Here is a 25,890-nt window from a genome sequence, read left to right as displayed (position 1 = left end):
TAAAAATTTACATTGACACCATCCTTTTCTATGATAAAATCATAGTGTGATAATGAGAATCGTTATCAAACGATATGACTACATATAGAATGGATAGGTGAGGTACATGTTCAAAAAATCTTTTTGGTCGCTAATAGTTGTGCTCTCCATCGTTTTACTTGCAGCTTGCGGCAGCAATAACAGTGAAGGCAAGTCAGCTAGTAAAGAAAAAACAAGAACCGTTGAAAGCGCTATCGGTTCAACTGAAATAAAAGGATCGCCTAAACGTGTGGTGACGCTGTACCAAGGAGCAACAGATGCAGCAGTCGCTATGGGCATTAAACCAGTGGGTGTTGTTGAATCATGGCTTGAAGCACCTACGTATAAATATTTAAGAGATGACTTAAAAGATGTCAAAATTGTTGGGCAGGAAACTCAGCCAAACTTAGAGGAAATTGAAAAGCTTAACCCAGATTTAATCATTGCATCAAAAATCCGCCACGAGCAAATTTTTGATCAGCTGAAAGAAATCGCTCCAACTGTAGCAACAGAAACAGTATTCACTTTTAAAGATACAGTGAAATTAATGGGTGAAGCGTTAAATCAGCAAGACAAATCAAAAGAATTGCTAACGAAGTGGGATGATCGTGTCGCTGATTTCAAAGAAAAAGCGAAAAAAGACATCAAAAACTGGCCAATGAGTGTGTCTGTGGTGAACTTCCGGGCAGATCATGCTAGAATCTATCAAACTGGATTCGCAGGGTCCATTTTAACAGAGCTAGGCTTTGAAGGACCTAAGAATGTCAAAGATAAAAAGCAAGACATCATTACACTGACAGACAAAGAGAGCATTCCGCAAATGGATGCAGATGTGATCTATTACTTCATGGATGATCAGGATAAAGCGGTTGAAAAAGCATATAAAGAGTGGACGAGTCATCCTTTATGGAAGCAGCTTGACGCAGTGAAAGCGAAACAAGTGCATAAAGTCGATGAAATCACTTGGAACATGGCAGGCGGTATCACTGCTGCAAACATGATGCTTGATGATATTTATGATCGTCTCGGAATTGATAAATAAGGATAGCAGAGGAGAAAATGTGAAAAACCATTTTCTCCTTTTTCCATAACAGATTGAAAGCGGGAATCAGATGAGAAGTTTATTAAAAAAGGATTCGAGCAAGGCGCTGCTGTTTGCTGGATTCGTCGTATTGATGTTGGTCTTTTTTATGCTCAGCATTTCTCTTGGGCAAACCTCGATTTCCCTCAAAGCCACCATCCATGCGTTTCTTCATTTTGATGAATCGGATCCAAACAGTGTCATTGTCATGACATCCAGATTATCAAGAGCTTTAATTGCAGCGGTTGTTGGATCAAGTCTAGCCATTTCAGGTGCACTGATGCAGGCATTAACGAGAAATCCGCTTGCGGCGCCAGATTTGTTAGGCATTAATGCAGGTGGACTATTTTTTATCGTCATTTCGATTGTTTTCTTTTCAACAGAGTCATTAACAGGCTATATGTGGACAGCCTTTTTAGGTGCTGCGATTGCAGGGATGCTCGTTTTTCTCTTGGGCTCCATTGGAAGAGATGGATTGACACCGGTCAAAATTGTCCTTGCAGGTGCGGCGATATCTGCACTGTTTGCGTCCTTTACACAAGGTCTTTTAATCGTGAATGAACAGTCGATTCAAAGCATCCTGTTCTGGATGGCGGGTTCAGTGTCTGGAAGAAGCATTGATATGCTGCTGCCTGTTTTGCCTTATATTTTAGGTGCAACAGTTGTGGCGCTGCTTCTTGGACGCTCCATCAATGTCCTTTTGTCAGGAGATGATATTGCAAAGGGACTTGGCCAGCGTACGCTGGTGCTGAAAATCACGATGGGAGTTCTCGTCGTCTTTTTAGCGGGTGGTTCCGTTGCTGTCGCAGGATCGATTGGGTTTGTTGGTTTTCTAGTGCCGCATATTGTGAAAAAGCTTGTCGGACCTGACCACCGCTGGGTACTTCCGTATTGTGCAGTAGTGGGGGCGTCTCTTTTACTTGTCGCAGACCTTGCGGCTCGTTTTCTGATCATGCCGCAGGAAGTACCGATTGGTGTCATGACGGCGGTAGCAGGAGCGCCTCTATTTGTTTATCTCGTGCGCAAGGGGTTGAAGACAGGTGGCTAAAACATATACAGTGCGTTCAAAGGGCGGGCGCATTTCATTTCAATTTTCAAAGCGGACGTTTTTGATTTTACTTTTATTGACGGCCGTTGCTTTTGGATTATTTATTCTCAGTCTCTGTATGGGCAGCCGGTTTATTCAGCCGATGGATGTGCTGCTTCATTTAATCGGTCAGGGAGAGGGAAACACCTTTGTGCTCAATACACTGAGAATTCCAAGAACACTGCTGGCTGTCTTAGTGGGGGCCGCGCTTGCGGTATCAGGACTTATTTTGCAAGGGTTAATCCGCAATCCGCTTGCATCGCCTGACATCATTGGGATTACGAGTGGTGCTTCGTTCGGTGCGATTATGTTTATTGTCTTTTGGATGGGCACTGTGCCTATTGCGTATCAATCCTTATGGGCGATTGCAGGGGCTTTTGCTGTTTCGTGTCTGATTTATTTGCTTTCATGGAAAAAAGGGGTGAAGCCGATCACACTTGTCCTAATGGGCATCGGGATTTCTGCCATTATGAAGGCGTGTGTGACGTTTACTCTTGTTCTTAGTGATACGATGACGACGACAAAGTCATATATTTGGCTGACGGGCAGTTTATATGGTTCTACGATGAAGGACGTCATGTCGATGCTTCCTTGGGTCATGATCATTTTACCAATTGTCATGGTGTTAGCAAGAACGATGAATGTGAAGGAGCTTGGAGATGATCTCGCAACAGGTCTCGGGGTAAAAGTGCAGGCAAAACGGTTATTCTTTCTGCTGATGAGTGTGACATTGGCGGGGATTGCTGTTGCCTTTGCAGGCGGCATTGAATTTGTTGGACTGATGGCGCCGCATGTCGCACGGATGATCATCGGCCGCTCCTTCATTGCGCTGGTGCCGGCATCTGCGCTTGTTGGGAGTATTCTCGTGATGCTGGCAGATTTAGTAGCTAGAACGGCTTTTCTACCGTTAGATGTACCAGCAGGTGTATTCACGGCTGCAATTGGTGCACCGTTCTTTATTTATTTGTTATACCAGCAGCGAAATCGATAAACGAAAGATGGAGGTTTTGATATGAGGCCAGAGTGGGTTGAGAGAGAATTACTTGATTTCGGGGTACACATCACAAATGGACCAATGACATCTGACCGCACACTTGCTGCGCTTTTTTCAGAAGCATCTGTCCTGCGTTTATTAGAGGCTGAAAAGGAAGCCATGCATGCACCGAATGTGGCGGTAGCAGCGTCGATGTTTTCAAAGCGTTATGCCTACTTAGCCGTCAGTTCCTCTTTGTACATGATGACGCTGTATGACGGTGTCTATCAGTTTTCACCGGAGGCATGTGCCTTTAGAGAGGATCGGAAAATTGAAATTGATGAGTCTTTGTGTTCGTTTGTTCCACTAGAAGGAGATCGGCATGAATGGAGAGAGCAGGCTGTGCATGCGCTGTTTACGGAGTGTGTTACCCCTCTTTTAGACGTGCTGAAGCGCACTTCAAGACTTCCGTATACCATTTTGTGGGAGAATATAGCGGTTCGTATCAATTCTCTTTATCGCAGCATGATGCGGGAAGCCGAAGAGCCTGCGGTGAAGCAGCGCGTGCGGGAGGATTATCTGTATCTGAAGCAAGCGGCTGGTGATGTATTCGGAGCAAAACAAAATCCATTTCATCACAGCTTAAACTTAGATGACAGTTTACTAGAAACATCCGACCGAAAGACCTGCTGTATGTATTATAAGCTCGAGAAAAAATCGGAGAGTCTCGATTATTGTCTTGTCTGTCCGCTTGAAAAAAAGAAAGGCACTGCTTGCTCATAGCAGTGCCCTTCTTTTTTATTCCCAAATCGCGCCTGCCCATTCTGGGTGATCGATAAAGGGATTGCGGTTGTTCTGATACGTTTCATAAATGATCTCGTTGCGGTTCCGTTCGATTTGATCGACTGGATCTTGTTTGTGCCACTTGAGAAGTACGGACATTTTGCCATGGAGAGGGGCGCTTCCATTATTCACTTTGTCGTTTAATTCTAAATCTGGAAAGCGGTCATCGCCCTCGTACCGCACTGCCATATAAAAGAGCATTCTTGCCACATCCCCTTTCACCCGGCTATGAGGTTCGAATGAGTCGCTGTCGTAGAAATTACCCGGTGCCCCCTTGTATTCATTTCCGCCCAGATCAAAATCTAAATTTCCACGTGTGCTATTCGTTTGCACGTCTGTTGCCCGCAGATGATGGAGATCTGTACCGGGGCCCTGGCTTGTCCCAAAGTTGCCGTGTGACTTAGCCCAGACATGCTCCCGGTTCCACTGGCCAACATTTCCGCCATTCGCTTGCTTTGAGCGAGAGACACCGCTATAGAGCAAGAGCACATTGCTTGGATTCTTTGGATCTTCATCTGTTTTCTTTAAGGCATCCCAAACTTGGCTGTAGGATAGCTGCTTATGATCATCAATAATATCGTGTAAAGCTTTCTTTAGAGCGGGTCCTGATTTGCCATTAGCAGATTGATAATAGGAATCGATTTGACTTGTAGCGGCTGTTTTCGCTTGTTGTGCAGATGTTTCGTTTTGAAGCTGTAACGGGGAAAATGTGATGGTTTGGCTCGGTTTATTCAGAGTAAAGCTTTGAGCTTTCGCAGCTGGAGGCAGCGGGGCGGCTAACGTGCCGAATATCATGATTCCGGCAGCCACAGTTCCAAATAAGGTTCTCTTCATTCGATTTCCTCCTTAATAGGGAATGTATTCTCTTTATTTCTATCATATTGTCAGAAAGAAATAAATGGATTTATCGTAAATGTTATGTAATGAATTCGTAGGAAATGAGATTGCTATTTTAACAGCATTGCTGTATAAGTGGGCATATAGGACGACAGCGAGGGAGAGGATGGATAACGTGAAAGAACTGCAAATACCTTCAAGAACGATTATGACACCAGGACCTGTTGAAGTAGACCCGAGAGTGCTCCGTGTGATGAGTACCCCAATTCTCGGTCAATTTGATCCAGCATTTACACATATCATGAATGAAACGATGACCTTATTGCGGTCGCTTTTCCAAACAGAAAATGAATGGGCTTTTCCGATTGACGGCACGTCTCGTTCAGGGCTTGAAGCTGTGCTTGCCAGTGTCATTGAGCCGGGTGATTCAATGCTTGTGCCTGTCTTTGGCCGCTTCGGTCATCTGCTCATTGAAATAGGACAGCGCTATGGTGCTGAGGTACATACAATGGAATGTGGATGGGGAACGGTTTTTGATCCTAGCGATATCATTCAGGAAATGAAGCAGGTCAAGCCTAGAATCGTTGCGATGGTCCATGGTGAAACATCCACGGGGCGGTTGCAGCCGCTTGAGCAAATTGGTGAAGCGTGCCGAGAACTCGATGCACTGTTCATTGTAGACGCTGTAGCAACCATTGGCGGGGCCCAGGTGAAAGTGGACGAATGGAAGATTGATGCGGCGATTGGCGGTACGCAGAAGTGCTTGTCTGTTCCATCAGGCATGTCACCTATCACGTATAATGACCGGGTGGCAGCTGTCGTTGAATCGAGAAAGAAAGTGGAAAAGGGAATTGCGACACAGGATGAATTGCAGGAGCAAATGGATATTTCTCCAATTAAAAGCAATTACTTTGATCTCAGCCAGCTCCAGGATTATTGGAGCCCTAGACGATTAAATCATCATACAGAAGCGACAACGATGCTCTATGCACTTCGTGAAGGGGTTCGTGTTGTGCTGGAAGAAGGACTGTCTGAGCGTTTTCAAAGGCACGCATATCACGAGAAAGCCTTGATGAAAGGTCTTGAAGCGATGGGACTTGAATTGTTCGGTGATCCACATTGTAAAATGCCAGTTGTGACATGTATTGAGATTCCAAGTGGTATTGATGGAGAAGCGGTACGTGCCGATCTGCTTAAGCATTTTGGCATTGAAATCGCAAGCTCCTTTGGACCGCTAGCCGGACGTATATGGAGAATTGGCACAATGGGCTATAGCTGCAGAAAAGAAAACGTGCTGTTTGTGTTAGCAGGGCTGGAAGCGATTCTAATCAAACACGGTGCATCCATCCATTGCGGAGCAGGGCTTCAGGCGGCTCTTTCTATCTATGAACAAGGTGAATAAAGTCATACGGATACTCGCTATTTGCGGGTATTTTTTAATTGGAAAAGAAAACTAATTTTTGAAAAACTAGACTTATAGACAGTGATATCGCTATACTGAAGAAGTTCTGAGTTTTTGACATCATTTTCATTTATTTTGGAGAAAGAGGTTTTTTGATATGAAGAAAATGGGCAGATTATACATTTTGATGCTCAATATTTTTATTGCCATGCTTGGCTTTGGCCTCATTGTCCCTGTCATGCCAAGTTATATTGAAGCCTTTGGCGCAACAGGAAAAACACTCGGTTTTCTTGTCGCTGCAACAGGTCTTACACAATTTGCTTTATCGCCGGTTGCAGGCGCACTGACCGATCGATTTGGACGTAGAAAATTGATCATTGCCGGGATTGCCGGCTTTACCATTGCCCAGTTTATTTTTGCATTTGCTGATCAGCTGTGGATGCTGTTTGTATCACGTTTTTTAGGCGGTGCGGCCGGAGCTTTACTCATGCCAGCCATGTTTGCATACATTGCTGATATCACAAGTGAGAAGGACCGAGGGAAAGGAATGGGGCTATTTAGTGCAGCAATGACGTTAGGCTTTGTTATTGGACCAGGCGTAGGCGGCTATTTGGTCGAGTATGGGATCGCTTTTCCTTTTCTCATCGCAGGTTCCTTTGCAGCTCTTTCAACCCTATTATCCGTCCTGTTTTTACCTGAAACATTAATAAAGGAAAAGCAGGAAGAAGCGCGGTTAAACAAAGACATTCATTTCAACCCTTTTGTGCAAATGATGCAAGCTTTAAAGACATCCTACGGTTTTTTGTTTATATTGGCGTTTGTCCTCAATTTTGGCATTATTCACTTTGAATCGATTTTCGGCTTATATGTAGACCAAAAACATGGATTTACACCGAAGGATATTGCGTTTGTGATTACGGTTGCGGGTCTTGCTGGCGTGCTTGTCCAAGGTGCGTTGGTGAATGCCTGTGTGAAACGATTTGGTGAAATGCGCGTCGTGCGTTATGCACTGCTAGGAGCGGCTTTGATGCTCATCGTCTGCCGTTTTGCGCCGTCCTTTTGGCTGATCTTTACAGGCTCTATTTTATTTTTGTCGGCTACTTCATTTGTTCGTCCAGCTCTCAATACATTGCTGTCCAAAATGGCAGGTAATCAGCAAGGAGTAGCGGGCGGTCTCAATACATCCTTTATGAGCCTTGCCAATATCGTCGGGCCGAGCCTTGCGGGCATACTATTTGATGTGAATATTGAGTTTCCTTTTATGCTCGGAACACTAGTGCTTTGCATAAGCTTCATTGCATCCATCGTGTGGGGGAAAAAAGTGCAGCATACTTCTGCAATTTCTTAAAATTTGTTTATAAAAAAACCGATCAGCACAGATTGATCGGTTTTATTATAATGGTCATCACCTTTTATATGTAACGACAGGTGATTTTTCTTTATGAAGCGCACGAATCATGGCATCATCTACATGTAAATGCTCTTTCACTAATTGAGGAGGGGTTAAGGCCATCCACTGATTCAACGAAATATCTGCAAAGCGATTTTTGCCTCCTCGTGTATCACTTTTCTCCTCCAAACTATATGAAGCTTCGGCAGAAAACATTCAATCAGGATGGTGTGAGAGAAGCATCTGAATACGTAATGCTAAGCGCAGCCTTAATGTGGCTTCAGGGTCTTTTAAGCTGATCCGAAGCAGCTCCTCACACTTCTCCAATCGATAAATGACCGTGTTGCGATGAATAGACAAACGTTTCGCTGTTTCTGAAATGTGGCAATGCGTTTCTAAATAGACAGATAAGGTGTGGAGGAGGTTTTGACCAGCTTCATATAACGGGTGAAGGTGCATCTGGTGAAACGTGACTAAATCCTTTCTTGGAATAAGCTTCAATAAATCTGGCACATCCTTTGCCTGATAGAACTGAATATATTCCGCCTGCGACGAGAGATGTCCGGCTTGAAGAGCCTCTAATGCTTCACTGTAGCCCTCAGACAGATGGGTGATGCGACAACTAGTCAAGCTCACGCCAAAGGAAATGGTGTGATTCGCTTGTATGCTAACGAGCATCTGCAACTGTTTCAAAAAAGAGAGGAGTCTGCCACTCATCTCTGACCAACTTCCTGTCTCTTCCATTAATACAATGCCCATATCACCTTTGACAAACAGAAAGGAAGGAAAAGGAGAGCTTGGAAGTGCGCTGTCAAGTAGATCAACGACTTGATCTAACATCAGCTGCTGGTTCAAAAAATGAGTGGTTTCATGACAATGATCAAGCTGACAGATCATACATAGATAGCTGTTTTCTACGTTTAATCCAAACGTCTTCGCAATGTATGCAGCGTCTTGCTGAGAATACGATGCACCCTCTATCCATCTGCGAAACCCTTCATTTCTGGCACGCTTGGCCGTTTGCTGGGCAGTATATTGTCTCATTCGCGCAATTGAGATTTCGTTTACTGCTTGTGCAATGAAGACTTGCAGTGTTTCATCCAGCGGAGGAATGAAGGAAGGGATGACCACATACTCACATGTTTGTTCGGTTAGATCAATCGGAAAGACGGAAAAGGTTTGCTTCGCATATATCATCGAAAAATAATGGGGTGTCCTTCTTTGGAAAAAGGGGAGAATGCGAATCCAATCTGGGCTCGTGATCATGGTGTGCGAGTTGCAGAGAATACGTCCATGCTGGTTACACAAATAGACAGGCTTGAGAATCCTTTCGGCGATTTTTTGCAATGCTTCAAACTGGTTATCGTCTATGTTCATATCCACTAAGTCTCCTTTATTGAGAACTAAAGCTCTTGGTGAAGATGAATAAATAAATGGACAATCACTGGTAACTTCTCTGATATGCAATTTATGTTATCAGCTCAAATCATTTTAGATAGAAAGTTGTCAACTAATATCACAAACAAACAGAGCGTCAGGACAAAATCACGTACCGTCAGTCATCTTCATTCAGAATTACGGGCAAATATGATATGTTGTAGACAGAAGAATTTCTTTCAGAAATATGGGTATCACAAGAGAAAAAGGCATTCATGTGAGGAAGCCGTCTATACATGAGAGTGGCAAGAGGTGAGAAACATGATTTATATCGGATTAACTGGCTGGGGAGACCATGACAGTCTTTATCCGCCGAAAATCGGCAGCGCTCAAAAGCTGTTTCACTATTCATCAACGTTTCCCATTGTGGAGCTGGATGCCAGCTTTTATGCGGTTCAGCCTGAGCGTAATCATGAAAAGTGGATCAAGGATACGCCAGATACCTTTCAATTTGTCGTGAAAGCATATCAAGGAATGACCGGGCATCAGAGGGGCGAAATTCCGTTTGCTTCGAAGGAAGAGATGTTTGACGCATTTATTCTTTCATTGACTCCGCTCATTCGTGAAGGGAAACTAGCCATGGTTCTGTTTCAATTTCCACCATGGTTTGATTGCAAAAAAGAGCACGTCCACTATTTAAGATGGTGTAAAGAGAAGATGGGTGACATTCCATGTGCCCTCGAATTCCGTAACCGCACATGGTTCTCAGATGAATTTTATGAGCAGACCTTGTCCTTTATGGAAAAAGAAGGATGGATTCATTCTGTTTGTGATGAGCCGCAAGTTGGAGAAGGCTCCATTCCGCCAGTCATACAAGCTACGCACCGTGATAAAACATTGGTCCGTTTTCACGGAAGAAATAAACAGGGCTGGCTTCACCCAGCAGACCATGAGAATTGGCGTGAAGTGCGATACTTATATTTATATAATGAAGCTGAATTAAAAGAGTGGAAAAAGAATCTCGACATTCTGCATCAGCAATCAAAAGATGTCTATGTCGTGTTTAATAATAACTCCGGCGGAGATGCAGCGGCGAATGGCCAGCAGATGATTGATTTGCTGGATATTACGTATTCAAGCCTTTCTCCGAAGCAGTTAGATTTATTTAGTTAATTGAGAGCTGCGGCTTTCAACCTGAATGACGGTTCAGTGACAACTTGAGGGAGAGATCAACATGCTGCAGAAGCTATGGTTATATCATACAAACGACTTGCACAGCCACTTTGAGAACTGGCCAAAAATCGCAGCTTATATTGAAGAAAAGCGTCAAGTTCACGATCAGATGCTCTTGTTTGATATTGGCGACCATATGGACCGAGTGAACCTTGTGTCAGAAGCTGATTATGGAAAGGTAAACGTCAAGCTCCTCAATCAGCTTGGCTATAACGGGGTCACGATTGGGAATAATGAAGGCATTACGCTGCCTCATGATCAGCTGGATCAATTGTACGAGCATGCACAATTTCCAGTGGTCCTGTCTAATTTATTTGAGAAAGGCAAAAGGCCATCGTGGGCAAAGCCCTATCATATGATCCAAATGGAAAACGGACTGAAAATATGTCTCTTAGGCGTGACCATTGCGTATACACCCGTCTATGAAAAGCTGGGCTGGGACATTACAGATCCGTTTGACAGCATACGGGTCATGCTGCAGGAAGTGAAGGGACAGGCGGATGTCATTGTGCTCTTATCCCATCTTGGTATCATCCATGATCGGGAGGTCGCCCGTGATTTCCCTGACATCGACATCATCCTAGGCTCGCACACGCATCATTTGTTAGAACAGGGTGAAATGAACAATGGGGTGCTGCTTGCATGCGCTGAAAAGTATGGGCATTATATTGGCTGTGTCGAGCTGACAATTGACATAGCGCGCAAAGAGCTGATCGAGAAAAAAGCAACGGTGCAGTCAGTGGATCAGCTGATCAGTGAATCAGATGAAGCCATCACTACCTTACAGCAAGCAGAAAGAAGAGCCAAAGCCCTCATGCAGGAAAAAGTAACAGCGATTGAGTCAAGGTTAGAAACGAAGTGGTTTGATGAATCCCCGCTTCCGCAGCTCTTAACAGATGCCATTAAAGATTGGTGCGGGGCAGATATCGGCATGATGAATGCAGGTATGGTGCTTGATTCATTAGAGGCAGGAATCGTGACAAGAGAAGAAGTCCACCGAATCTGCCCGCATCCCATTAATCCCATTCGGGTGACGCTTACCGGTCAACAGCTCATCGAAACCGTTCGGCGTGCCTGTGAAGAAAAAATGGAACAGCTGCGCATCAAGGGCTTCGGCTTTAGAGGTGAGCTGATGGGGAAAATGCTGTATAGCGGCCTCACCTTTACAGTAGAAGAAGGCGAAACCAAACGGGTAAAGGATGTCTTTGTACATGATCAATTGATCAAAAAGGACGCTTCCTATACGGTTGGCACAGTCGATATGTATACATTAGGCTCTCTATTTCCTCATATCCGTGACCATGAACACATTGAATATTTCATGCCGGAATTTTTACGTGATGTGCTTACTTGGCGCCTGAAGGAAACCACATGAAATCCGCTTTAGCCTAACAACACTCGCCCTCTTGTCACATAGATTGTGATGAGAGGAGTGAAGGGATTTGGTGAATTTAACACCTATTAAAATTGATGGACATTCCTTTACAGCCGTCACCGTCAAACTGCCGAAGACGAATTTTATGGCGGTGACAAATGAACATGGGTATATTATGTGCGGTGCACTGGATGTCGGGCTCTTAAATGAAAAGCTTGCAGATAGAGGAATTATCGCAGGGAGAGCAGTTGGTGTGAGGACCATTGAGCAATTGCTTGATGCCCCTTTAGAATCTGTGACATACGCCGCAGAAGCGCTAGGCATTACAGTTGGAACCAATGGAAGAGACGCATTATTAAAAATGGTGAAATAAAAATGGATAGATGATTCCTATCCCCCCGCCTGTCTGCATACACTTGTAGTGGAGAAGGGGGGATTTTTTATTGAGAATGAACCGCCGTTATCGCCCCTATAAAAAGGGCCCTTTGCCATTTCGATACGTCATGCTGCTTGCAATCTTATTCTTTGTACTCTCAACCGTCATTAGTCTATTTTTTATTAACCGTTCAATTAAACCAACCCTTATTCACATTGCTGAACTAGAAACAGAGCGTATCGCCAATCATCTGATTCAATATTCTGTTCAAGACTTTGCAGACGATCAGGAGAATATGAAGGATATGGTGGTCATGAATACAAGTGAGAACGGAAAAGTAACGACCATCGATTTTAATGCGCAGGCAACATCGAAAGCAATGGCTGATCTGTCACGTCATCTTCAAAAAAATTTAGAGGACATTGAAAAGGGGAACTTTCAAAAAGAGGCAAAAGAAGCGTTAAAGGATCAAACAGATGGACATGACGGCATTATATATAACATTCCGCTTGGGCAAGCGTCCGGAAATGCACTCATCGCCAATCTAGGGCCAAAAGTGCCTGTACGCTTTAGTGTCATTGGTGACCCGCATACGGACGTTGAAAAAAATATTAAGCCCTATGGCATCAACAATGCCTTGATTGATATTAGTGTTCTGATCGAGGTCAAGGTGAGAGTCATCATCCCGTTTGCATCTGAAACAATCGTGGTCAAGAACTCAGTTCCCGTCTCCATACAAGCCGTTCAAGGGGACGTACCAGATTATTATAACGGCAGTGGAACAAACTCAGGCGCTCCATCGATTGTTCTCCCAGAGAAAAAGGAGAAGAAAGAATAATGAAAAACAGCCCAAGGAATGATTGGGCTGTTTTTTTATTTGCGTTTCCGCTCAGCTCTTTCCCACGCCCTTAAATGAGGGTATGGATCAAATGACCATTCAGTTCTGCCGTTGTCTTTATACATGCCATAGTGAAGATGCGGCGGAAATTTTCCTGCTGTGCCTGGGGGGCCATAACCGGAGCTTCCGACAGATCCAATGACCTGTCCGGGTTCAACAATTTGACCTGTTTTGAGTCCTTTTGCAAAGCCATTTAAATGAGCGAAGTAATGATAATGATTATGAATATCTCGAATACCAATCCGCCAGCCGCCAAAGCGGTTCCAGCCTTTCATTTCAATCACGCCATACGATGTCGCACGAACGGGAAGTCCATAATGGGCAAATAAATCCGTGCCCTCGTGAATTCTTCTGCCTCCAAATCCTCTTGCATCTCCCCATGTGCTCCGGTAGCTGTAGTCAGCTCCAACCGGAAGAGGGAAAGCATGCTTTCCGAGGTCAAGATGGCCATAGTGCTGATATAGCTTCATAAAAGATGAAATGATTCCAACGGTTTGATCTCGGCCATAATAGTCCCATAAAGCAATTTTTAATTGATCAATGCTGCTGCCGTAATGAAGCAAGTATTGAGCAAACGTGAATAATACATCCTCATCGTCATCGCTGTTCGCTTTTCCATCCCCGTTTCCATCAAGTCCAATTCCATCAAACACTTTAATGCTTAAAGGAGAGGTATCCTGCTTATTCGGGTTTTCAGGGCCGATCCACATTTCCCGGGGAATGTAGATACCAATGATGCCTTTTTGTTTCGGTAAATCTCTTCTGCTTTTTCGAATATTGTGCTCATACTGATCAACCGCAGCAAGTACATACCATGGAACTTGTGTCGTGATGGCGACTTTTTCGTATAGTGCCATTCGCTGCTTCAGTACATCTGGCTGCTTGCCTTCCCCTTGTGCATGAACAGGTAAAGGAAGCATTGAAAGAGCGATCATGATGGCTAAAACCACTTTCATAAACGTCCATCTCCTTTCATCAAGCATCGTCTTCTACCGTTTAGTGTGGTTAGATCATCCTATTTCATAAGAAGAAAATGTTAGTAATTTTCTTCTGATTTTTTTAGGAGGCTTTTGGGTATTTTTGCAGCTCATTCCCTTGTTGTTCAATCTGTACTATGTTAAAGTGTCTAAAGAAAAGGCTTTAGGCCGAAGATTCAATTTTTTGCAGCTTCTTAGCTGCATCCATCGTATATAGCAGGAAGATTTTTGTAGATGCACCTTTAACGAATTCATATGGAGATGATGGAATTGGCAAAGAAGGAAGAGCACGTAAGAAAACCGGACTGGCTTAAAATTAAGCTGAATACGAATGAAAACTATACCGGTTTGAAAAAAATGATGCGGGAAAACAACCTGAATACCGTTTGTGAGGAAGCAAAATGTCCGAATATCCATGAATGCTGGGCGGTGAGAAGAACCGCTACATTTATGATCCTTGGATCTGTTTGTACGCGCGCATGCCGTTTCTGTGCGGTGAAAACAGGACTTCCAACTGAGCTTGACCTGCAAGAGCCAGAACGCGTGGCAGATTCAGTAGCCTTAATGAACTTAAAGCACGCTGTCATAACAGCGGTTGCAAGGGATGATCAAAAGGATGGCGGAGCAGGTGTGTTTGCTGAAACCGTTCGTGCCATTAGAAGAAAAAGTCCATTCACGACAATTGAAGTTCTCCCTTCAGACATGGGCGGCAATTACGATAATTTGAAGACGTTAATGGACACACGTCCTGATATTTTAAATCACAATATTGAAACAGTTCGCAGATTAACGCCAAGGGTTCGTGCACGTGCTACATATGATCGTTCATTAGAATTCTTGCGCCGCGCAAAAGAAATGCAGCCCGACATTCCAACGAAATCAAGCATTATGATTGGACTAGGTGAAACGAAGGAAGAAATCATTGAAGTCATGGATGATCTTCTTGCGAGCAACGTGGATATTATGGCGATTGGTCAGTATTTACAACCTTCGAAAAAGCATTTGAAAGTTCAAAAATACTACCATCCGGATGAGTTTGCAGAGCTGAAAGAAATTGCGATGTCAAAAGGCTTTAGCCATTGTGAAGCTGGACCGCTTGTGCGCTCTTCCTACCATGCAGATGAACAAGTAAACGAAGCGTCTAAAAAGCGTCAGGCGCAAGCATAACAAAGAAAACGCCAGAGATCTCTGGCGTTTTTTCTCATATTAATTTTGGCCGTAAGGGGCGTTTCTTCTCATGGTACGGTCAGAATTCGTCATACCATTTGCATCTTCTTTCGTAGAAATATCTCCACCTTGAGGGGAATATTTCATTTGTTGAATCGTTTTGGTTAATATTTGATCAAAATCACGTGAATTGGTTTGAAGACGTGAAAAATTGGCAATGGATTGAAAGTGCTCTGGATTATCAGAGACGTATACATGATAATAACGAGGGAGAACAGAAACCGCCGTTTTCTTTACTTGATCGGCAGATTCATCCCGGTTTTTGTTTCCTGTTCGATATACAATCAGTGCATCCTCATCTGTCACAAGTGTGGCTGCATCTTTGATGTTTGGGAGCTGCACAGTTAAACTTGTAATGACGTGGGCAAGATGCTCGCGATTTAAAGCAGGTGTTCTTTCTTTCTGATCCGTTACTTGCTGGCGCTGATAACGAACATATCCTGCTCTGTTTGTGTCTGCTTCTGGCATGTTGGAATTATTTCCTTCATGACGATCCGATAGACGGATGGTTTTACTTGAAGAATCTTCATCCACTTGCCGGTTCATACCTGATTGAAAGCCGCACCCGCCTAAAAGCATGCTGAGGAGAATCGCGGCTGTCAGTTGTTTCTTCATAAATGTGACCTCCTTTTTTCTTTAGCTTCGGCTAAATCGGAAAAAACATGCTTTAGCAATTGATGGAGTTCTTCCAATGAATTATCATTAAAGATGGATCGTTTAAAAAGAGGTGAGAAGATGATCGTCATTCAGAATGCTACTTTTGATCTTGTAAGAGAGATTAAAGACGGTTTTGATGAAGAAGCGTTTAAAGCAAGGTACTCAGATATTTTAAATAAGTACGATTATATTGTGGGGGACTGGGGCTACAATCAGCTGAGACTGAAGGGGTTCTTTGATGACCAAAACCAAAAGGCCACATTTGATACAAAAATCAGCACACTTGATGAATACATTTATGAATACTGTAATTTTGGCTGTGCCTATTTTGTCTTAAAACGAATCAGAAAATAACGCAAAGGGGAGCGTCATGATGTATTTCGTAGACAGAAAAAAAATTGAAGAGACATTACGTTTTTTCGAGGAGCAATATGAGTTGATGCGCAGTCATCAAACATGGACAAGTCCACTAGAGAAAAAAGCGCTGGAACGAATTGTTCATTTGCTCGTCGAATGTATTCTTGATACGGGAAATGATATGATTGATGGCTTTATTATGCGTGATCCAGGAAGCTATGATGACATCATGGATATTCTTGTTGATGAAAAGGTTGTACCCGAAGAGGAAGGCAGTCAGCTGAAAAAGCTTGTCTCGTGCCGTAAAACACTTGTGCAGCAATACCAGGAAGTGGTTCATCACGACTTGCTGCAGGTGATCAGCGAGGTTGAGCATGCGCTAGAGGTTTTCCCAAGCCGCATCCGTACCTACTTGGAGCAGGAGCTTGGCCCAGTATCAGCGTTTAAATAATCCATTGGAGTTGTGAGCATCATGAAATACAAAGGCTACTTAATTGATTTAGACGGAACAATGTATAAAGGAACAGAAAAGATCGAAGAAGCAGGTCAATTTGTTCAAAAGTTAAATGAGCTAAACATTCCTTACTTGTTTGTCACGAATAACTCGTCACGCACGCCGAAGCAGGTAGCAGACAAGCTTGTTTCATTCGATATTCCAGCAACTGAAGAACAAGTCTTTACAACAAGTATGGCGACAGCCAATTATATTGCCGAGCAAAAGAAAGACGCGTCTGTTTACGTTATCGGTGAAGAAGGAATCAAGCAGGCCATTGAAGAAAAAGGGCTAATGTTCGGTCAGGAAGACGCTGATTTCGTTGTTGTTGGAATTGACCGAGACATTACATATGAAAAATTCGCAGTAGGTGCGATTGCCATTCGTCAAGGCGCACAATTTGTCTCAACAAATGGTGATATTGCCATTCCAACAGAAAGAGGACTTCTGCCAGGCAACGGCTCTTTAACATCTGTATTGACTGTCACTACTACGGTCAAGCCAACATTTATCGGGAAGCCAGAATCCATCATCATGGAACAAGCGATGAGGGTGCTCGGGACCGATCTGTCTGAGACGCTTATGGTGGGTGATAACTATGATACGGATATTATGGCAGGGATGAATGCAGGAATGGACACATTACTCGTTCATACAGGCGTGACAACAAAAGAGCTGCTTCAGAAGTATGACAAACAGCCAACCTATGTCATTGATTCATTATCCGAGTGGATTGAGCGATTATCATAAAAAAAAGAGGACAAGCGTTACGCGCGCGTCCTCTTTTTTGCTTTATTCCGCATTTCTCGTACTATGTGCAAGCCTGCTTGATGCTGCAGCAGCAATGGCGCCGACAATGTCATCTAAAAAGGTGTGGCACTCGCCTGTGGATTTATCATTGAGTTTCCCGAGAATCCCTGGTTTTTCTTTATCGATATATCCGTAATTCGTAAAGCCGATCGAACCATAAATATTGACGATAGCAAAGGATAGAATTTCATCAACACCATACAGGCTTTCGTCTGTTTCTAAAATGGACTGAAGCGGCTCGGTTAGCTTTTTTTGCTCGGCTAGTACGTCTAGTTCGACGCCTGTTAATATCGCATTTTGGACTTCTCGTTTTGCGATGACACGCTCCACATTGTGGATGCATTCTGTCATGTCTAAGCCAGGATGATATTTTTCCTGTAAAAAGTAGACAAGGTCTGCTATATCTTGAATGGATACGCCTCGTTCTTGTAGACGGCGTCTTGCTGTTTTTTCTACTTCGTTCATCTCATGATGATGCGGCATATATTCCTCACCCAATCCTCGTAATTTGGTCCACAACGTGTAAAAAGCTTCGGATAGTAAATAGTATTCATAAATCCCTCAACCTGCGACTACGATATGATAAGAGATCGATCATATGAACGCAGGTGAAAACATGAAAGAAACCATTTATCACACATTTGGTATTGATGTGCGTCAATTTATGCCATATGGCAGTTATCAGAGCTTTCAAACGTCAGAGACTCTCTTCATCATTGTCCCTGTGTCTCATTTGCGAGAAGAAGAACTCACAGAGCTGTATCATATCAGTCAGTATTTACTGAATGCCGGAGACCCATACGTCGCTGTGTTTGAATTAACAAATGAAGAGAAGCCCACCTTTACTCATGGAAAGGAACTGTATGCTTTATTAAAGGCAGCACCGCCGATCTCAAGCCGCTCGTTCCAGCAGGCGTCAGAGCTGGCGGCCTTTCATGTCAGGGGAAGAGGGTTTCCATATGAGGTATCTGAAACAAAACGTGTGGGAGCCTGGAAGGAATTGTGGGCAAAACGGTTAGATCAGCTTGAAGGCTTTTGGATGCAGCAAATGCACCAAAAACCACTGGAACAGTTTGAAAAAAAATTCATCGAATCCTTTCCGTATTATCTTGGATTAACGGAAAATGCCATTCAATATTTAGTGGATACTGAGCTTGATGATGAACCGAAGGAATGTGACTCAGGCACTGTCTGCCACCAGCGTTTTTCGCGGAGGACTTGGCCGCATGAGCAGCCGCTTCGTTTACCTGTAGATTGGGTCTTTGATCATCCAACCCGGGATATTGCCGAATACTTAAGAGAAACCTTTGTCCAGCATAAGGAAGATTTAATTGAAGAAGGCTTCTCCTTTCTTCAGCAATATGAGCAGGTGACACCTCTTTCTTCCTTTTCTAAGCGTTTGTTATACAGCCGCTTGTTGTTCCCGCTTCATTATTTTGAAATTGTGGAAGGCTACTACATGTCAGGAGAAAATGAAAAATCATATTATGAAGAGCGGTTAGATTACGTCCTAAATGATGCCAATCGCTATGAATACTTTCTGAAGGTCTTTCAAGAAATGAGTGCCATGCGAAGCGGCGAGAGCCCGATACCGTCAGTTGGCTGGATCACAGGTCCAGGGATTTGAAGTTTCAGTGAACAGATGAAACGTCTCTTTTCTCTTGAGGCGTTTTTCGTTATGCTTAAAGAAATCAATCAAAGGAGTGTTCTTCTTGCCGAAACCTTATGTCTATATCACAAGAAAGCTGGATGAAGCATCACTTACACCATTAAAAGAAGTCGCTCATATTGAGATGTGGCCGAGCGAGGATGAGCCATGTCCAAGAGAAGAATTAGAAAAACAAGCAGCTCAAGCGGATGCGCTTCTCACCATGCTGTCAGATCAAGTAGATGAAGCCCTTTTATCAAAAACTCCAAATGTTAAGGTGATCGCAAACCTTGCTGTTGGCTATGACAATATTGATCTTGAGGCCGCTGAAAAGCGCAATATCACTATTTGTCATACACCGGATGTATTAACAGAATCCACGGCTGATTTAGCCTTTGCCCTTCTGATGGCGTCAGCCAGACGGATTGTCGAGGCGAGTGATTGGATTAAGGAAGGAAATTGGACAGGCTGGGGGCCTCTTCTTCTTGCCGGCGCTGATATTCATCACAAAACCCTTGGAATTGTTGGCATGGGCAGCATCGGAACAGCGCTTGCCAAGCGGGCAGCAGGCTTTGACATGAAGGTGCTGTACCATAACCGGTCAAGAAAGCCAGAGGCAGAAGCGCAGCTCGGCGTGACTTATGCGCCATTTGAGGAACTGCTTACGCAGTCTGATTTCATCGTCTGTCTTACCCCTTTAACCCCGGAAACAAAAGACATGTTTAATGAAAAAGCATTTGATCTGATGAAGAACTCAGCCTATTTTATTAATGTATCAAGAGGACAGACTGTGGATGAGGATGCTTTATATGAGGCGGTCACGACAGGAAAAATTGCCGGAGCCGGTCTGGATGTATTTAGACAGGAACCTGTCAGCCCGTCTCATCCGTTAACAACATTACCTAACGTCACGGTTCTCCCTCATATTGGAAGTGCAAGTGTCGAAACGAGAAAAACAATGATGCGTTTGTGTGCTGAAAATATTGCGCTTGTCTTACAAGGTCAGCAAGCCAAAACGCCGGTTCGTTCATCATATAAGGCTCCCTGAGTTTCGGGAGCTTTTCTGACAAAAATATTTTGAAAATATAGAATCTTGATATAAATAGCTGTTAAGCGGTTTCATTCTGACAATCTCTTATTTTATTACCTTGTCAAAATGAGGATACCCCTTTATAATGTGTGTACATTGAATGTCTGTGTTAGGTTAACAAATGTCTTTTTAGAGAGGACATTGACGGAGAAAGGTGGAATTTCAGGTGAAGGCAATTCGAGTTGGACTATTAGGATTAGGAACAGTGGGGAGCGGTGTCGTCAAGATTATCCAAGATCACCAGGATAAATTAATGCACCAGATCGGCTGTCCGGTATTAATACAAAAAGTGCTTGTGAGCAATCCCGATAAAAAGAGAGATGTGGATGTGGCAAGAGAGGTCTTCACAACTGAAGTATACGATGTGATTAGAGATCCAGAGGTCGACGTCATTATTGAAGTGATGGGCGGCATTGAAGAGACAAAACAATATTTAATAGATGCGTTAAATGAGAAGAAGCATGTCATTACAGCCAATAAAGATTTAATGGCGCTTTACGGAACAGAGCTTTTACATGTTGCGAAAGAAAATGGCTGTGATCTTTATTATGAAGCAAGTGTAGCCGGAGGAATTCCGATTCTGCGTACGCTGGAGGAAGGATTGGCCTCTGACCGAATTACGAAGATGATGGGGATTGTGAACGGTACAACGAATTTTATTTTAACGAAAATGAACGTCGATAAAAGCGCATATGAAGATGTCTTAAAAGAAGCGCAGGATCTTGGCTTTGCAGAAGCAGACCCGACAGCTGATGTAGAAGGACTTGATGCAGCAAGGAAAATGGCGATTCTTGCAAGACTCGGCTTTTCCATGAATGTGGAATTAGAGGATGTAAAGGTCAGAGGCATCTCTGACGTGTCTGATGAAGACATTAATTTCAGTAAACGATTTGGCTACACAATGAAGCTGATCGGAATTGCCCAGCGGGACGGAGAAAAGGTAGAAGTCAGTGTCCAGCCAACTTTACTCCCTGATCACCATCCGTTATCATCGGTCAACAATGAATTCAATGCGGTGTATGTCTATGGGAGTGCTGTAGGGGAAACGATGTTTTACGGACCTGGAGCTGGAAGCCTGCCAACGGCAACCGCTGTTGTATCAGACTTAGTCGCAGTGATGAAAAACATGCGCCTTGGCGTGAACGGAAGCGGATTTATCGCACCGCAGTTTGAGAAAAAGATCAAATCGCCATCGGAAGTATTTGCTCAGCAATTCTTAAGAATTCATGTCAGAGATCAAGTCGGGGCATTCTCCCGCATTACATCTATTTTTTCTGAAAGAGGCATCAGCTTTGAAAAGATCCTTCAGCTTCCTGTGAAAGGGCATGATGAGCTGGCTGAAATTGTGATTATTACACACCGGACCTCAGAAGAAGATTTCTCAAATATCCTGCAAAAATTAAACGATCTCGACGTGGTGGTTCAAGTGAAGAGCACGTACCGAGTAGAAGGGAACGGTTTAAGCTGATGAAGTGGAATGGACTTATTGAGGAATTCCAAGAATTCTTACCAGTAAACGAATCAACACCAAAACTAACATTAAATGAAGGGAATACACCGCTGATCCACCTTGCCAAACTTTCGGAAAAGCTGGGGGTTGAGCTTCATGTGAAAACAGAAGGCGTCAATCCAACAGGCTCTTTCAAGGATCGTGGAATGGTCATGGCTGTTGCAAAGGCAAAAGAAGAAGGCAATGATACGATCATGTGTGCTTCGACAGGGAATACCTCTGCGGCGGCAGCGGCTTATGCAGCCCGTGCTGATATGAAATGTATCGTCATCATTCCAGACGGGAAAATTGCCTTCGGGAAGCTTGCACAGGCTGTGATGTACGGAGCAGAGATCATTGCGATTGACGGCAACTTTGATGATGCGCTGAAAATCGTCCGCAGCATCTGTGAAAAAGCGCCGATTGCTCTTGTTAACTCTGTCAATCCGTACCGAATTGAAGGACAAAAAACTGCGGCATTTGAAATCTGTGAGCAGCTAGGCTCGGCCCCGGACGTACTGGCGATTCCTGTTGGAAATGCAGGGAACATCACCGCCTACTGGAAAGGCTTCAAGGAATACCATGAGAAAAAAGGAACTGGACTGCCAGTCATGCGCGGCTTTGAAGCAGAAGGTGCAGCAGCAATCGTACGAAATGAAGTGATTGAACAGCCAGAAACAGTGGCAACTGCCATCCGTATCGGAAATCCAGCGAGCTGGAAGCAAGCTGTGGCAGCCGCAGATGAATCAAACGGAAAGATTGATGAAGTGACTGACGAGGAAATTCTTCATGCATATCAATTGATTGCACGTGAAGAAGGCGTGTTTGCAGAACCGGGCTCTTGTGCGTCTATCGCAGGTGTGCTAAAGCAGGTGAAATCCGGAGAAATCAAGCCAGGCAGTAAAGTTGTTGCGGTATTAACAGGCAACGGATTGAAAGATCCAAATACGGCAATTGATATTTCACAAATCAAGCCGGTCACACTCGATGCAGATGAAGATCAAATTCTTGAACACTTAGAAAAGGCCGCGCGCGTATGAGTAAAGCCTCCATGCTTTTTACAATCACAGTACCGGGAAGCACTGCCAATTTAGGACCAGGCTTTGATTCAGTTGGAATGGCGCTCAGCCGCTATTTAAAGCTATCGGTCTATGACCATGATAGCTGGCTGTTTGAAGCAGAAACAGATGTCGTGTCCGGGATTCCATCAGGCACCGACAACCTAATTTATCAAACAGCCAAAAAGGTCGCAGATCACTTTGGAAAAACACTCCCGCCTGTTTATGTCAAAGTGTGGAGTGATATTCCATTGGCACGGGGGCTGGGAAGCAGTGCTGCTGCAATTGTAGCAGCCATTGAGCTGGCCAATCAGCTTCTCGAATTAAATATGACAGATGATCAAAAGCTCTTTTTTGCAAGTGAGGTAGAAGGTCATCCAGATAATGCGGGTGCTTCTTTATTCGGCGGTTTACTGATTGGTCTTCATGAAGAAGACCAGACACATGCCGTCAAAGTGCAGCATGTGGATATAGATGTTGTCGTCGTGATTCCTTTTTATGAAGTGCTGACAAAGGATGCCCGTGATGTCCTGCCAGAGGATCTTTCCTATAAACATGCTGTCAGTGCGAGTGCTGTGAGCAACGTGCTTGTAGCGGCATTAATGACGCAAAACTGGCCGCTTGTTGGAGAAATGATGAATAAGGATTTATTTCATCAGCCTTACCGCACAATGCTCGTCCCAGAGCTGTCGAAGGTAGAGCATGTCGCTTCGCTAAAAGGAGCGTATGGAACGGCATTAAGCGGTGCTGGACCGACGATCTTAACCTTAGTTGAAAAAGGGAAGGGAGAAGCGCTGTTAGAACAGCTTGCCCAAAACTTCCCGCATTGCGAAGTAGATTTGCTGACGGTACCGGTAGAAGGTGTTGTCGTGGAGCATGATCCTGTCAATCAAGTAAAGAACGTGCTGTAAAAATGCACGTTACCAGCGTGTAGACAAACCCTCGCATTCGGTGTCAGTCCTGCGTGCTGGTGCTCACGAATGTCAAATTCGCTCCGTGCCAGTACTCGTCCTTCCTAGACTGCAAAGGTTTTCTATCACGCTGAAAAGAAGAAAAAGAGCTAAAATAAAGATCATTTTAGCCCTTTTTCAATAATCTGAGAACGTGCTGTAAATCTGCACGTTCTTTTTTTATCCTTGTTTTTATAGGAAGAAGCAGGGATTATTATTTAGAGGATCGAACTATTTTTTATGCGTAAAAGGGGGAGATACATTCATGAAGAAATTGATGACGGCAGAAGATTTAACGAAGATTGTTTCTGTTTCTCATCCGGTTTATTCACCAGATGGAAAAAAGGCGGTTTTTACAAAAGTCACGGTGAATGAGAAAAAAGATGATTACAACATCCATTTATGGGTTCGAGATGAAGAGACAGAGGAGCTGTCACAATGGACATTTGAGGATGGAAAGCATCATCAGCCAGTGTGGTCAAAAGACAGCAGGCAGCTTGCTTTTATTTTGCAAAAGCCAAAGGAAGTTCCTCAGCTGGCACTGATTCAGAGTCAGGGAGGCGGTGTGCGCACCTTAACGGCGATTCCATACGGGGTATCTCATCCTGTCTTTTCACCAGATGGAGCTTTCATTTATGCGGCTGTGTCACTGAAACAATCAGAATCTGTTCATGATGAAAAAAAGGAAGAGCGAGATGATTTCGCTCCTGCGGTATATGATGATTTGACCTATAAAGCAGATGGCAGAGGTTATTTAGATGGGCGTTTCACGCAGATCATTCAAGTGGATACCCACTCAGGAGAGGTAGAGGCTGTCACGAGCGGGCAGCATCATCATGTGAGTCACACGGTCTCTCCGTGCGGGAAATGGCTTGCCTATATTCAATCAAATCCTCAGATACCTTACATAAGTGACGTGTGCCTCCTGTCATTAGAGGACAGTACGACAAAGAAAATCACACAATCAGCTGGCGCTTATTCCACCGTGTCTTTTTCTCCAAATGGAGAGAGCCTCGTGTATATCGGACATGAGCGCGAATTTCAAAATGCTACCTTCCCAGCATTATGGCTGTATGATCTGAAGGAAGAAAAAGTAGTTCAGCTGTCAGAAATGCTCGATATGTATGTGGGCAACTGTATGGCAGGAGATAGCGTCATGGGCGAAGCCAATCAGCTTCCGCAGTGGACAAAGGATAGCCAGGGGTTTTATGCGCTTGTTTCTGATCAAGGCAGTACAGGGATTTATTATTTCTCCGTTGAAGGCTTAGCCTATCCAGTTCGATTAGAGGCAGAACATATTACAAACTTCAGCCTTCATCCAGATGAATCCAAATTGCTGCTCAGCCGGCTTACGCACGTTTCACCAAGTGAGCTGTATGAGCTGACATTAGGGGAGGCGGATCTAAAGCAAATCACGTTCGAGCATGACACCTTTCTTAAGGAGCATGTCCTATCGGTACCAGAGCCATTTTCGTTTCAGTCAAAAGAAGGTGATGAGGTGCATGGCTGGTTTATGAAGCCTTCCCAAATGGAAGACGGGAAGAAATATCCTCTCATTTTAGAGATTCATGGTGGACCGCATGCGATGTATGGTTATACGTATTTTCATGAATTTCAAATGCTCGCTGCTGAAGGCTATGCCATCGTATATATCAATCCTCATGGCAGTCATGGATACGGACAGATGTTTAGCGACCGTGTGAGAGGAAGCTATGGTGGCGTTGATTATAAGGATGTCATGCAGGCTGTTGATCATGTGCTCAAAGCCTATGATTTACTTGATGAAACGAGGCTCGGAGTAACAGGCGGCAGCTATGGAGGTTTTATGACAAACTGGATTGTCGGGCAAACCGACCGCTTTCGCGCAGCCGTCACACAGCGGTCCATTTCAAACTGGATTAGCTTTTATGGCATTAGTGACATCGGTTATTACTTCACAAGATGGCAGATTGATGGGGATATTTATGATTCGGCCGATAAGCTATGGGATCGTTCGCCGCTAAAGTATGTGAAGCAGGTGAAGACGCCGCTTCTCATCTTGCACAGCGATGAAGACTATCGCTGCCCAGTTGATCAAGCAGAACAACTTTTTGTAGCACTGAAGGAGCTTGGGAAAGACACAAGGCTCGTCAAATTCCCGAAGGCATCTCATGATTTATCCAGAAGTGGCCATCCGGGGCAGCGTATTCAAAGACTGACCTTTATGAAGGACTGGTTTAGAGAGAAGTTAAGTTAATAATGAAA

General features: G+C 44.0%; 25 protein-coding genes and 1 pseudogene. 20 read left to right on the top strand and 6 right to left on the bottom strand.

Annotated features, from left to right (window positions below; all coding sequences use genetic code 11):
• Window positions 1-106: 106 nt before the first annotated feature.
• From C6344_RS10635 to C6344_RS10620, 4 genes are all read left to right on the top strand, one after another.
• Entirely contained in the window at window positions 107-1,060 is a 954-nt protein-coding gene (locus C6344_RS10635) for an ABC transporter substrate-binding protein (protein WP_106030461.1), read from the top strand.
• Window positions 1,061-1,130: 70 nt separating this feature from the next.
• On the top strand, window positions 1,131-2,147 hold the full coding sequence (locus C6344_RS10630) for a FecCD family ABC transporter permease (protein WP_034659893.1): 1,017 nt from the start codon (window positions 1,131-1,133) through the stop codon (window positions 2,145-2,147).
• Window positions 2,140-3,177: a FecCD family ABC transporter permease gene (locus C6344_RS10625; protein ID WP_066030438.1), complete on the top strand. Its 1,038-nt coding sequence runs from the start codon at window positions 2,140-2,142 to the stop codon at window positions 3,175-3,177. The genes C6344_RS10630 and C6344_RS10625 overlap by 8 nt, the downstream gene beginning before the upstream one ends.
• Window positions 3,178-3,198: 21 nt before the next feature.
• On the top strand, window positions 3,199-3,942 hold the full coding sequence (locus C6344_RS10620) for an IucA/IucC family C-terminal-domain containing protein (RefSeq protein WP_066030439.1): 744 nt from the start codon (window positions 3,199-3,201) through the stop codon (window positions 3,940-3,942).
• A 15-nt stretch (window positions 3,943-3,957) separates the two neighbouring features.
• On the opposite strand, the gene C6344_RS10615 is transcribed toward C6344_RS10620, so the two are convergent.
• Complete coding sequence (locus tag C6344_RS10615) at window positions 3,958-4,836, bottom strand: endonuclease I family protein (protein WP_106071448.1); 879 nt, start codon at window positions 4,834-4,836, stop codon at window positions 3,958-3,960.
• A gap of 169 nt (window positions 4,837-5,005) precedes the next feature.
• Between C6344_RS10615 and C6344_RS10610 the strand changes: the two genes are divergently transcribed.
• Both C6344_RS10610 and C6344_RS10605 read left to right on the top strand, forming a co-directional pair.
• Complete coding sequence (locus tag C6344_RS10610) at window positions 5,006-6,241, top strand: pyridoxal-phosphate-dependent aminotransferase family protein (protein ID WP_066031736.1); 1,236 nt, start codon at window positions 5,006-5,008, stop codon at window positions 6,239-6,241.
• A 157-nt stretch (window positions 6,242-6,398) separates the two neighbouring features.
• Entirely contained in the window at window positions 6,399-7,589 is a 1,191-nt protein-coding gene (locus C6344_RS10605) for an MFS transporter (RefSeq protein ID WP_106072932.1), read from the top strand.
• Window positions 7,590-7,646: 57 nt separating this feature from the next.
• Here the strand turns inward: C6344_RS10605 and C6344_RS18995 are convergent.
• Both C6344_RS18995 and C6344_RS10595 read right to left on the bottom strand, forming a co-directional pair.
• Window positions 7,647-7,787 (bottom strand): annotated as a pseudogene (locus C6344_RS18995) (oxalate decarboxylase); the annotation flags it as partial.
• A 60-nt stretch (window positions 7,788-7,847) separates the two neighbouring features.
• Window positions 7,848-9,008 (bottom strand): PucR family transcriptional regulator, encoded by a 1,161-nt coding sequence (locus C6344_RS10595; protein ID WP_060597245.1) that lies wholly within the window; start codon window positions 9,006-9,008, stop codon window positions 7,848-7,850.
• Between the two features lie 321 nt (window positions 9,009-9,329).
• On the opposite strand from C6344_RS10595, the gene C6344_RS10590 reads away from it, so the two are divergent.
• The 4 genes from C6344_RS10590 to yunB all read left to right on the top strand — a co-directional run bounded on the left by C6344_RS10590 (window position 9,330) and on the right by yunB (window position 12,830).
• On the top strand, window positions 9,330-10,181 hold the full coding sequence (locus tag C6344_RS10590; protein ID WP_034659883.1) for a DUF72 domain-containing protein: 852 nt from the start codon (window positions 9,330-9,332) through the stop codon (window positions 10,179-10,181).
• 61 nt (window positions 10,182-10,242) lie between these two features.
• Window positions 10,243-11,616 carry a bifunctional metallophosphatase/5'-nucleotidase gene (locus C6344_RS10585; RefSeq protein ID WP_106036540.1) on the top strand — a complete coding sequence of 458 codons (1,374 nt, stop codon included), beginning with the start codon at window positions 10,243-10,245 and terminating at the stop codon, window positions 11,614-11,616.
• Window positions 11,617-11,683: 67 nt separating this feature from the next.
• Entirely contained in the window at window positions 11,684-11,989 is a 306-nt protein-coding gene (locus C6344_RS10580; protein WP_106036541.1) for a YunC family protein, read from the top strand.
• 76 nt (window positions 11,990-12,065) lie between these two features.
• Window positions 12,066-12,830 (top strand): sporulation protein YunB, encoded by a 765-nt coding sequence (gene yunB / locus C6344_RS10575; protein WP_034282711.1) that lies wholly within the window; start codon window positions 12,066-12,068, stop codon window positions 12,828-12,830.
• A 35-nt stretch (window positions 12,831-12,865) separates the two neighbouring features.
• Here the strand turns inward: yunB and C6344_RS10570 are convergent, their stop codons facing one another.
• Window positions 12,866-13,846 (bottom strand): M23 family metallopeptidase, encoded by a 981-nt coding sequence (locus C6344_RS10570; protein WP_066030446.1) that lies wholly within the window; start codon window positions 13,844-13,846, stop codon window positions 12,866-12,868.
• A gap of 291 nt (window positions 13,847-14,137) precedes the next feature.
• Here C6344_RS10570 and lipA point away from each other — a divergent pair, with 291 nt between their 5' ends.
• Window positions 14,138-15,034, top strand: a complete 897-nt coding sequence (lipA, locus tag C6344_RS10565) for a lipoyl synthase (RefSeq protein ID WP_034660686.1) — start codon at window positions 14,138-14,140, stop codon at window positions 15,032-15,034.
• Window positions 15,035-15,073: 39 nt separating this feature from the next.
• Here lipA and C6344_RS10560 read toward each other — a convergent pair whose 3' ends face one another.
• Window positions 15,074-15,709 carry a YhcN/YlaJ family sporulation lipoprotein gene (locus C6344_RS10560; protein WP_034659879.1) on the bottom strand — a complete coding sequence of 212 codons (636 nt, stop codon included), beginning with the start codon at window positions 15,707-15,709 and terminating at the stop codon, window positions 15,074-15,076.
• A gap of 120 nt (window positions 15,710-15,829) precedes the next feature.
• Here C6344_RS10560 and C6344_RS10555 point away from each other — a divergent pair, with 120 nt between their 5' ends.
• Genes C6344_RS10555 through C6344_RS10545 form a run of 3 tightly spaced genes read left to right on the top strand, consistent with a single transcriptional unit; the run spans window position 15,830 to window position 17,351 of the window.
• Window positions 15,830-16,105, top strand: coding sequence for a YutD family protein (locus C6344_RS10555; protein ID WP_008346837.1), 276 nt, complete (start codon window positions 15,830-15,832; stop codon window positions 16,103-16,105).
• Between the two features lie 19 nt (window positions 16,106-16,124).
• Window positions 16,125-16,559, top strand: a complete 435-nt coding sequence (locus C6344_RS10550) for a DUF86 domain-containing protein (RefSeq protein WP_034659878.1) — start codon at window positions 16,125-16,127, stop codon at window positions 16,557-16,559.
• 18 nt (window positions 16,560-16,577) lie between these two features.
• A complete protein-coding gene (locus C6344_RS10545) occupies window positions 16,578-17,351 on the top strand; it encodes a TIGR01457 family HAD-type hydrolase (RefSeq protein ID WP_106036583.1) in 774 nt (257 codons plus the stop codon).
• Window positions 17,352-17,393: 42 nt separating this feature from the next.
• Here C6344_RS10545 and C6344_RS10540 read toward each other — a convergent pair whose 3' ends face one another.
• Window positions 17,394-17,894, bottom strand: coding sequence for a phosphatidylglycerophosphatase A family protein (locus C6344_RS10540; RefSeq protein ID WP_060597240.1), 501 nt, complete (start codon window positions 17,892-17,894; stop codon window positions 17,394-17,396).
• A 115-nt stretch (window positions 17,895-18,009) separates the two neighbouring features.
• On the opposite strand from C6344_RS10540, the gene yutH reads away from it, so the two are divergent.
• From yutH to C6344_RS10505, 6 genes are all read left to right on the top strand, one after another.
• Window positions 18,010-19,038, top strand: coding sequence for a spore coat putative kinase YutH (gene yutH, locus C6344_RS10535; protein ID WP_106036542.1), 1,029 nt, complete (start codon window positions 18,010-18,012; stop codon window positions 19,036-19,038).
• An 85-nt stretch (window positions 19,039-19,123) separates the two neighbouring features.
• The gene (locus C6344_RS10530; protein WP_106048239.1) at window positions 19,124-20,107 is read left to right on the top strand and encodes a 2-hydroxyacid dehydrogenase; all 984 of its coding nucleotides are present in this window, start codon (window positions 19,124-19,126) and stop codon (window positions 20,105-20,107) included.
• A 208-nt stretch (window positions 20,108-20,315) separates the two neighbouring features.
• Entirely contained in the window at window positions 20,316-21,617 is a 1,302-nt protein-coding gene (locus C6344_RS10520; RefSeq protein WP_034659873.1) for a homoserine dehydrogenase, read from the top strand.
• Complete coding sequence (thrC, locus tag C6344_RS10515; protein ID WP_066030449.1) at window positions 21,617-22,678, top strand: threonine synthase; 1,062 nt, start codon at window positions 21,617-21,619, stop codon at window positions 22,676-22,678. The genes C6344_RS10520 and thrC overlap by 1 nt, the downstream gene beginning before the upstream one ends.
• Window positions 22,675-23,607, top strand: a complete 933-nt coding sequence (thrB, locus tag C6344_RS10510; RefSeq protein WP_066030450.1) for a homoserine kinase — start codon at window positions 22,675-22,677, stop codon at window positions 23,605-23,607. The genes thrC and thrB overlap by 4 nt, the downstream gene beginning before the upstream one ends.
• A 304-nt stretch (window positions 23,608-23,911) precedes the next feature.
• The gene (locus C6344_RS10505; RefSeq protein WP_066030451.1) at window positions 23,912-25,882 is read left to right on the top strand and encodes an alpha/beta hydrolase family protein; all 1,971 of its coding nucleotides are present in this window, start codon (window positions 23,912-23,914) and stop codon (window positions 25,880-25,882) included.
• The last annotated feature ends 8 nt before the right edge of the window (window positions 25,883-25,890 follow it).

It is taken from the genome of Bacillus sp. GBSW19 (assembly GCF_002998655.1).
Classification (GTDB): Bacteria; Bacillota; Bacilli; order Bacillales; family Bacillaceae; genus Bacillus.
The sequence above is the reverse complement of the archived record's forward strand: the minus strand, read 5'-3'. Positions and strand labels throughout refer to the sequence as shown.